We start from the raw sequence: 8,120 nt of genomic DNA, 5'->3' as shown, positions 1-8,120 counted from the left end.
GCGGCGGCGAGGCGGTCGAGGTCGGCAGCAACGACGGCGGGGAGTCCCCGCTCGTGGCGGGGGGTGACGAGGCGCCACTCCCGGTCGGGTCCGCGGGCGTCGGGAGCGGGGGCTGCTCCTGGAGCGCGCTCTGGGTGGGGGCTGGTGGCACGTCCTGCGACGCCGCCCCCGCGCTGCCGACGGGCAGCACCAGCGCCATGGCGAGGCCGCCCGCGGCGATGCACGTCGCCTGCAGCGCGCCGCGGCGCCGGTGGATGGTCATCCCGGGCTCCACGACTGGCTGGGCCCGCGACCTGGGCGGGGCGTCGACGTGCTCGACGCCCTTCCATCTTGCAGTCCGGACCGTGCGCCCGGAGGGACTTCGGTCGGCGTGTCGTCACCCGAACGCCGGGTGACGATTCGGCGACGAGGTGCCGTTCGGGAGGAACGTCCACCTATAGTCCGCTCCGGTCGCGGCTCGAATGCCGGCGTCAAGGGGCGGGGGAGTCAGGACGTGTCCGTGTCTGAGTGCGGTCAAGAAGACGTGGCAGCCGCGTCCACCGTTCCACACGGCGCGGTGGGTCCCGCCGCCTCGCCGCGACTGCTGCCCACCACCGCATGAGGGACGACGTCACGCGGCGGCCGGTCACCAGCGTCTTCGCCGTCGGACGCGGGCAGTACGAGAACATCGGCGACCTCATCCTGCGGCGCCAGCTCATGGCCTGGGCCGCTCCCGCCGCGCAGCTGCACGTCTACGTGGGCCAGTCTCCCGAGGGCTACGACGAGGGGCTGCAGCTCCCGGCCGACGCCGTCGTCTACCGATCCCTGGGTGACTGGTACCGCGCGGCCCTCCTCGCAGCTCTGCGCGGCCCCGTCGCCTACCTCTTCAAGCCGGGTGAGATCCAGCTGACCCTGGTGGGGATGAAGGAGCACCTCGTGATGCTCCCGCTCCTGGCCGCCATCAGGCTGCGGGGTGGCCGAGCGGTCCGCGCCGGTGTGGGCAGCAGGGGCTTCGCGCCCCTCCCACGGGCGTTGCTGATGCCCTCCGTGGCCCTGTCGGACCTCACGCTCTGGCGCGACGTCCGCACCGCCGAGTACCTGCGCGTCGGTGAGCTCATGCCCGACCTCGCCTTCGGGGAGGGCGCCCCGGACGAGGTGGTCGCCGCTGCGGCCGAGCGCTCACCGGAGCGCGACCTCCTCGTCGTCTCGGTGCGCGGCGACGAGAGGGCCCCGGCCTACCCCGGCTCCGGGTGGGTCGAAGGAGTGCGCCGCTACGCCGCCGCGAACGGCCTGCGCGTGTGGGCCGTGGCACAGGTCGACGCCGACGACGAGCGCGCCCACCGCCTCGCCGCCGACCTCGGGGGCGAGGTCCTGGGCTGGTCCGCTGGAGACCACTGGCAGCAGGAGCAGCGCCTGCGCGCCCTGTACCGCCGCGCCGCCCTCGCCGTGTCCGACCGCCTGCACGTGGTGGTGGCGGCCCACACGGAAGGTGCGGTCCCGGTCGGTTCGGTGACCAGCGGGTCGGACAAGATCGACCGCCACTACGCCGCCATCGGTCTGCACGGGATCACCACCGACGCCGGCTCTGCGACGGCGGACGAGGTGGTCGCCGCCCTCACCGCGGCCGAGGCGCGCCGCGAGGAGGCCGTGGCCCGACTCCTGGAGGCGCGCGCCGCCCTGCGCGAGCGCCGCTCCCAGGTGCGTCGCCTCCTGGGCGTGGCGGCAGACCGCCTCGAGACCGAGAGCGACCGACGGCCGCTCGTGGTGCACCTCGGGCGGACGGGGGACGTGCCGGGGGGCATGGTCCAAGTCCTCAACGGGTACCTCGCCTGGCCCTTCGAGCGCGTGCGCGTGGCCGTCATCACCTCGCGCGGCGCACCGCACGACCTGGTGGCCGGTGGGCGCGCCGCCCTCGGCGCCGTGTGGCAGGTCCTCCGGCTCGAGCGCCGCAGCACCGTCGTCGTCGGGCACCTCAGCACCCGGGGCTCCTTCGTCCGCGAGGGCCTGCTGCTGCGGCTGGCCCGCCGTCGCGGCCTCGCCACCGTCGCGCACCTGCACGGGAGCACCTTCGCGGCCTTCGCCGCGCGGCACCCCCGGCTGGTGCGGTCGGTGCTGCGCAGCGCGGACCGGGTGATCGCCCTGTCGGAGGAGTCCCGCGCGGTCAGCGCCGCAGTGGTGCCCTCCCAGCGGGTGCACGTCATCCCCAACGCGATCGCTGCGGGTGCTCCCGCCGTGAAGGAGGACCTGCTGGTCTTCGGCGGCGTCGTCGACCACCGCAAGGGCGTCGACGTGCTCCAGGAGGCCTGGTCGCGGTTGGACCACCGCGGCTGGGAGCTCGTGGTCGCGGGTCCCGTCCCCGACGAGTCCGTCCTGCGGCGAGACCTCCCCGGCGTCCGGTTCGCCGGCGCGCTGCCGCACGAGGAGCTGATGGACCTGCTCGACCGCTCGCGCATCGCGGTGCTCCCCTCGCGCGGCGAGGCCATGCCCATGTTCCTGCTAGAGGCGATGGCACGGGGCAACGCCGTGGTGTCGACGTCCGTCGGTGGAGTTCCCGAGCTGCTCGCGGGCGGTCGGGGCGTGGTGGTCCCGCCCGGGGATCCCGCTGCCCTGGAAGCGGCCCTCGACGACCTCCTGCGACGTCCTGACGCGGTCGACCGCCTCGCCGCGGCCGCTCTCGACGGCTGTGCGGTGGACTTCAGCGCGGAGTCCGTCTTCCCGCGCGTCGAGGACCTCTGGCTGGACGCCCTGCACGGTGGGAGCGTCCGTTGAGGGGGCTCGTGGCCCAGCTCGGCTGGTTCCGCGCTGCCGCCGGGGCGCTGCTCGTGCTGCTCGGGACGGTGGCGTTCAGCGGCCTGTTCGTCCGGGTCGCGTCCGGCAACCCGGTGGCCGCGGTCCTCGCGCTGGTGGTCGCCGTGGGTGCGCTGGCGGTGCTGCTCGCGCTGCCGGTGCGGCTGCTGCCGGCCGTCGCGCTGGTCGTCTTCGCGTTCTTCCCGGCCCAGCTCCAGCCCGACCAGGGCGTCGGCAACGTGCTGCGACCGGCGCTGGTGATCCTCTACGTCTGGGTGGTGCGCCGCTGGTGCACCCCGCCGCAGGTGGGCGGCGCCGCGCCTGCTCCCCATCCCGCGCTGCGCAACGTGCTGCCCCATGCCGCCACCTACGCGCTCGGCCTGCTCCTCGTGCTGTGGCTCTGGATGACCGTCGGCTGGTCGGTCATCCCCACCACCAGCACCTCGTGGACGATCGTCTTCGTCGTCTCGTGCTTCCTGCCGCTGCTCGTCCCCGACGCGCGCGCCGAGGCCACCGCCCTGCGCACCGCTCTGCTCTGGTCCGGTGCGGTGCTGGGTGCCTACGCCGTGGCCGAGCAGGTGCTGAGGACCTCACCCCTGTACGGGGCCGTCTACGGCGCGCTCGGCATCACCCGCGACGCCTCGTGGTCGGTCTACCGCGCCGAGGCGTCCTTCGGGCACCCGCTGTGGGCTGGTGCCTTCTTCGTCGTCCCCGCCACGCTCGGCCTGGTCAGCTGGCTGCAGACCGGGCGCACCCGCGACGGCGTCCTGGGCGGGGCCGCCGCGCTCGGCACCCTGATGACCGTCTCCCGCGGCTCCCTGCTCGCCCTCGGTGCGGGTGTCGCCGTGGGCGTGGTGCTGGTCTCCCTGATCGCGGCGCGCCCGGCGGCGCGCCGGCTGCTGGGAGTGCTGCCGCTCGGCCTCATCGCCTTCGCGGGTCTGAGCGTCTTCCAGCCGCTCGCCGAGCGCGAGGACTCGTTGGAGTCCGGACTCTCCGCCGGGGTCCGCACGCGCGCCATCGACATCGCCCTGCGCGCTGCCCACGACAGCGACTGGCTGGGCTCGGGCCCTGCGAGCTCGGGCGTCTCCGGCCGCCGCTTCGACGACATCGTCATCGAGAACTCCCTGCTGCAGCTGCTCATCAGCATCGGCCTGCCCGGGCTGGTGCTCTTCGTCCTGCTCGTCGGGGCGGCGTGCGCCGCTGCGCTGGCGCGTCGCGACGTCGCCGTGGTCGCCTCGCTGGTGGCCTACGCGGTGGCGGTCACCGGCTTCAACTCCCTCGACGCCGTGAGGGCGATGCACGTCCTGATCGGCTTCCTCGTGCTGCTGGCGCTGCACGGAGCGCCGACTCCGCCCGCTGTGCGCCGAGACCACCGTCCACGGCGAGCTCCAGCCGCCGGCGCAGACCGAGCTCCGAGCGGGGCGGCCCGCTCCCTCGTGAAGGCGGAGGCCCAGCGGTGACCGGGACGACGACGGAGAGGGGCGGGGTCGCGAGCAGGCGGCACCCAGGCCCTCGGCAGAGGACCGTGCGGGTGCTCCACTCGCTGTCGGCGCCGAACGGCACCACGCGCTTCGTCGACCAGGTGACGCAGATGGCGCCCGCCGAGGTGCAGGTGCAGTACTTCTCGTGGCGCAGGGCCCTGCTGGGCGGCTACGACGTGCTGCACCTGCACTGGCCCGAGCTGCTGCTCCGCGCCAGCAGCCGCCGTCGGCGGGCCCTTCGGCGCAGCGCTGCGCTCGCCCTGCTGGTGCGCACCCGCGTGCTGCGGACGCCCGTGGTGAGGACGGTGCACAACACGACCCCCCACGAGCCGGGCTCCCGCGCCGAGGCGCTGGTCCTGGCGGCCGTCGACCGGGCCACCGACCACTTCGTGCTGCTCAACCCCACCACGCGCGTCCCGCGTGACGCCGGTCGGACGCGCTCGACGGTGATCCTCCACGGGCACTACCGCGACAGGTTCGCCGAGCACCCCCGGTCCCAGGCGGTCAGCGGACGCGTGGTCTACGCCGGCATCATCCGTCCCTACAAGGGCGTGGACCGCCTCATCGAGATCACCGGTGAGCTGGGTCGCCGCGGCGCCGCCGTGCGGGTGGTCGGCAGCCCCTCCGGTGGCATGCGGGAGCTGGTCGAGTCCGCGGTGGACCGCGAGCCCGCGCTCAGCGCCCGGCTGGAGTTCGTCCCTGACGCCGACCTGGTGGCCGAGGTGACCGCCGGGGAGCTGGTGGTGCTGCCCTACCGGGAGCTGCACAACTCAGGAGCCCTCCTGGTGGCCCTCTCTCTGGACCGGCCGGTCCTCGTGCCCCGCACCCCCAGCACCGAGGCGCTGCGGGACGAGGCGGGGGAGGAGTGGGTCCACCTCTACGACGACGAGCTCACCGCTGACGACGTCGTGTCCGCCCTGCAGCGCGTCCGGGCGGGCAGCGGGGGCAGCCCCCACCTGGCGGGCCGCGACTGGGACGTGCTCGGCCGTCAGCACGCCGACCTGTATGACCGCCTCCTCGGTGGTCGTGGTGCGCGAGGCCGCTCGTGAGCGCCTCGACCGGGTCGCAGGCGCCGCCGCCGAAGGCGCCCAGGGTCAACGGCCGGCTGGCAGCGCGGGGTGCCGCGGTCACCACCATCGGCCAGGTCGTCCGCATCGGCGTCCAGCTCCTGGGGATCGTCGTCCTCGCGCGGCTCCTCGACCCGTCGGCCTACGGCGTCGTGACGATGGTGGTGGCCATCACCGGGATCGGCGAGGTGCTGCGCGACTTCGGCCTCTCCTCCGCCGCCATCCAGGCCAAGGAGGTGAGCCTGGCCCAGCGGACCAACCTCTTCTGGATCAACACGGCCATCGGCCTCGTGCTCACGCTGGCGGTGATCGCGGCCTCCCACCCCATCGCCTCGCTGTACGACGACGAGCGGCTCGTGCCGATCGCCGCCGCCATCAGCGTGACGTTCCTGCTCAACGGCGTCGCGACGCAGCACCGGGCAGACCTCACCCGGCGCATGCGCTTCACCGCGCTCGCCGTGGTGGACACGTCGGCGCAGGTGGCGGGCCTGCTGGTCGCCGTGGGCGCAGCCGCTGCGGGCGCCGGGTACTGGGCCCTCGTGGCGCAGCAGCTGACGTCCGCGCTGGTGCAGCTGGTCGCGCTCGTGTGGTCCACGCGCTGGATCCCCGGCCTGCCGCGGCGGGGTGTTCCGATGCGCCAGTTCCTGAAGTTCGGCTCCAACCTGGCGGCGGTGCAGCTGCTCGGGTACTCCAGCCGGAACGTCGACTCGGTGGTCATCGGTGCCACGGTCGGCGCCTCCGCGCTGGGTCTCTACAACCGCGCCTTCCAGCTCATGATGCTGCCGCTGCTGCAGATCAACGCGCCGTCCACGAGGGTCGCCCTCCCGGTCCTGTCCCGCCTGCAGGACGAACCGGAGCGCTTCGCCCGCTACCTCAGGGTCGGTCAGGGCGCCCTGCTGAGCGCGACGGCCCTCGTGCTCGCCGTGTGCGCCGCTCAGGCCGAGGCGGTCGTCGACGTGGCACTGGGGAGCCAGTGGGAGGGCGTCGTGACCCCCTTCCGCATCCTCAGCGTCGCGGGCTTCGCGTCCACCGCCGGGTACGCCACCTACTGGGTCATCCTCGCGAAGGGCCTGACCGCCGCCAACCTCCGCTTCGCGCTGGTCAGCCGTCCGCTGATGATCGGGGCCATCGCCCTCGGCGGGACGTGGGGCGTGCTCGGGGTGGCCACCGCCTACGCGGTGTCCTCCCTCGTCCTCTGGCCGTCGCAGCTGCTGTGGCTGGCGCGGCGCAGCGACGCCCCCGCCGGGATGATGTTCACCACCGGGGCGCGGGTGCTGGCGGTCAACGCGGCCGCCGGAGCCGTCTCCTACGCGTCCACCGAAGCGCTCGACGCGCTGTGGACCTCGCCTCCGGTCCTCGACCTCCTCGTGGGCACCTTCGTGCTGCTCCTGGCGCTCGCGGTCACGGCCCTCGTCGTGCCCCCCTACCGGCGTGACCTCCGCGAGCTGTTCGCGCTCGTCGGCCACCTGCGGAACCGTCGCGCTCCGGCTCCTCGTCGCCAGGCCGAGGACCTCGTCCCCGGAGGTGCGTCGTGAACCCCGTCGCTCGCGTCGTCCGCCGGACCCGGGCTGCGGTCCGCGGACGCGCCGCGACCTCCCGGGCGACCTCCGCCGCCGTGCGACGCGCTGCAGCGGCGCGGGGCCGCGTGGCCGCCCCTCCCGGCGCGGTGCCGGTGCACGTGCTCGTGGGCCCGCCGGGTGCCGGCAACACCGGGGACCTCGCGATGGTCGAGGCCTTCGTCGAGAACGTCAGCGGGCGCGTCGTCGTCGTCGAGCGCAACCCCGGTGACCTCCGCCTGGCTCCGCACCTGTCAGCCTCGGCGGACGTCGTCTCGCTCCCGCACCTCGTCTACGGTCGCGGAGCTCAGCGCACGAGGGACCTCGAGGCCTTCGCCGAGCTCCTCGACACGGCCGCCTCGCTCAGCGTGGTCGGAGCGGACATGCTCGACGGGGGGTACAGCCTCACCGGCTCGGTGAACCGCATCCTCCTCGCCGAGCTCGGTGCTCTGAGGGGCGTCCCCACCCGGCTGCTGGGCTTCAGCTGGAACGCGAGCCCGCGCCGCCCCGCGGCGAGGGCGCTCCGCGCTGCGGCTCGCGCCGGAGCCGCACCGCTCCTGCGCGACCCGCACTCGGCGGCTCGCGCGCGGGCCACCGGCGTTCCCGGTGTGGTGGAGACGGCCGACGTCGTCTTCCTCGCCCGGTCCGCAGACGACGGCCTGGCCGAGCAGGCCCGAGCGCAGACCCGTCGGTCCGGAGCGCGCGGCCTCGCCGTCGTCAACGCGAGCGCCCTCGTCGGCAAGCGCGTCGACCAGGTCGCCGAGTACCGGACGCTGGTCGAGCACCTCGTCGCGTCCGGGCTCGCGGTGGTGCTGCTCCCTCACGTGCTGCGGGGGACCAGTGACGACCTGACCGCGTGCCGCGCGGTCGCGGAGGCCGTCGCGGGCGACGTGCCGCCCGGCAGCGTCCACCTCGTGGAGCGTGCACCCACGCCGGCCGAGGTGCGGGGTCTGGCGGCGTCGGCCCAGGTGGTGGTGACCGGCCGCATGCACCTGGCGATCATGTCGCTCATGGCCGGCGTCCCGGCAGTGACCTTCTCCACGCAGGGGAAGGTGAGCGGGCTCATGGAGGCCCTCGGCGTCCCGGAGCTGTGCGTCGAGCCGGCCCCGGGCATGGGCAGCCGGGTGATCTCGCTGCTCGACTCGCTGCAGGACGGCGACGTGGCGGGCCGGCTGCAGCACCATCTACCCGGGCAGCGCGAGCGGGCGCTGCGCAACGTCGAGGGCCTGGGGGGGCTGCACGGATGATCA

The 8,120-nt window shown here is 74.5% G+C and carries 5 protein-coding genes and 1 pseudogene; 5 read left to right on the top strand and 1 reads right to left on the bottom strand.

What is annotated here, in order from left to right; all coding sequences use genetic code 11:
- Window positions 1-262: pseudogene (locus tag FHN55_RS17920) on the bottom strand (hypothetical protein); the annotation flags it as partial.
- A 335-nt stretch (window positions 263-597) separates the two neighbouring features.
- Here FHN55_RS17920 and FHN55_RS17915 point away from each other — a divergent pair.
- The 5 genes from FHN55_RS17915 to FHN55_RS17895 all read left to right on the top strand — a co-directional run bounded on the left by FHN55_RS17915 (window position 598) and on the right by FHN55_RS17895 (window position 8,117).
- Window positions 598-2,748, top strand: coding sequence for a glycosyltransferase family 4 protein (locus tag FHN55_RS17915; RefSeq protein ID WP_139713697.1), 2,151 nt, complete (start codon window positions 598-600; stop codon window positions 2,746-2,748).
- Window positions 2,745-4,226 carry an O-antigen ligase family protein gene (locus FHN55_RS17910; protein WP_139713696.1) on the top strand — a complete coding sequence of 494 codons (1,482 nt, stop codon included), beginning with the start codon at window positions 2,745-2,747 and terminating at the stop codon, window positions 4,224-4,226. Before FHN55_RS17915 ends, FHN55_RS17910 begins: the two co-directional genes overlap by 4 nt.
- A 71-nt stretch (window positions 4,227-4,297) precedes the next feature.
- Entirely contained in the window at window positions 4,298-5,296 is a 999-nt protein-coding gene (locus FHN55_RS17905) for a GDP-mannose--glycolipid 4-beta-D-mannosyltransferase (protein WP_139713695.1), read from the top strand.
- Entirely contained in the window at window positions 5,293-6,849 is a 1,557-nt protein-coding gene (locus FHN55_RS17900; protein WP_218974803.1) for a lipopolysaccharide biosynthesis protein, read from the top strand. Before FHN55_RS17905 ends, FHN55_RS17900 begins: the two co-directional genes overlap by 4 nt.
- Window positions 6,846-8,117: a polysaccharide pyruvyl transferase family protein gene (locus tag FHN55_RS17895; protein WP_139713694.1), complete on the top strand. Its 1,272-nt coding sequence runs from the start codon at window positions 6,846-6,848 to the stop codon at window positions 8,115-8,117. The genes FHN55_RS17900 and FHN55_RS17895 overlap by 4 nt, the downstream gene beginning before the upstream one ends.
- The last annotated feature ends 3 nt before the right edge of the window (window positions 8,118-8,120 follow it).

The sequence above is a fragment of the Streptomyces sp. NP160 genome (genome assembly GCF_006335115.1).
Lineage (GTDB): Bacteria > Actinomycetota > Actinomycetes > Actinomycetales > Quadrisphaeraceae > Quadrisphaera.
This window is presented reverse-complemented; position numbering and strand designations above follow the sequence as displayed.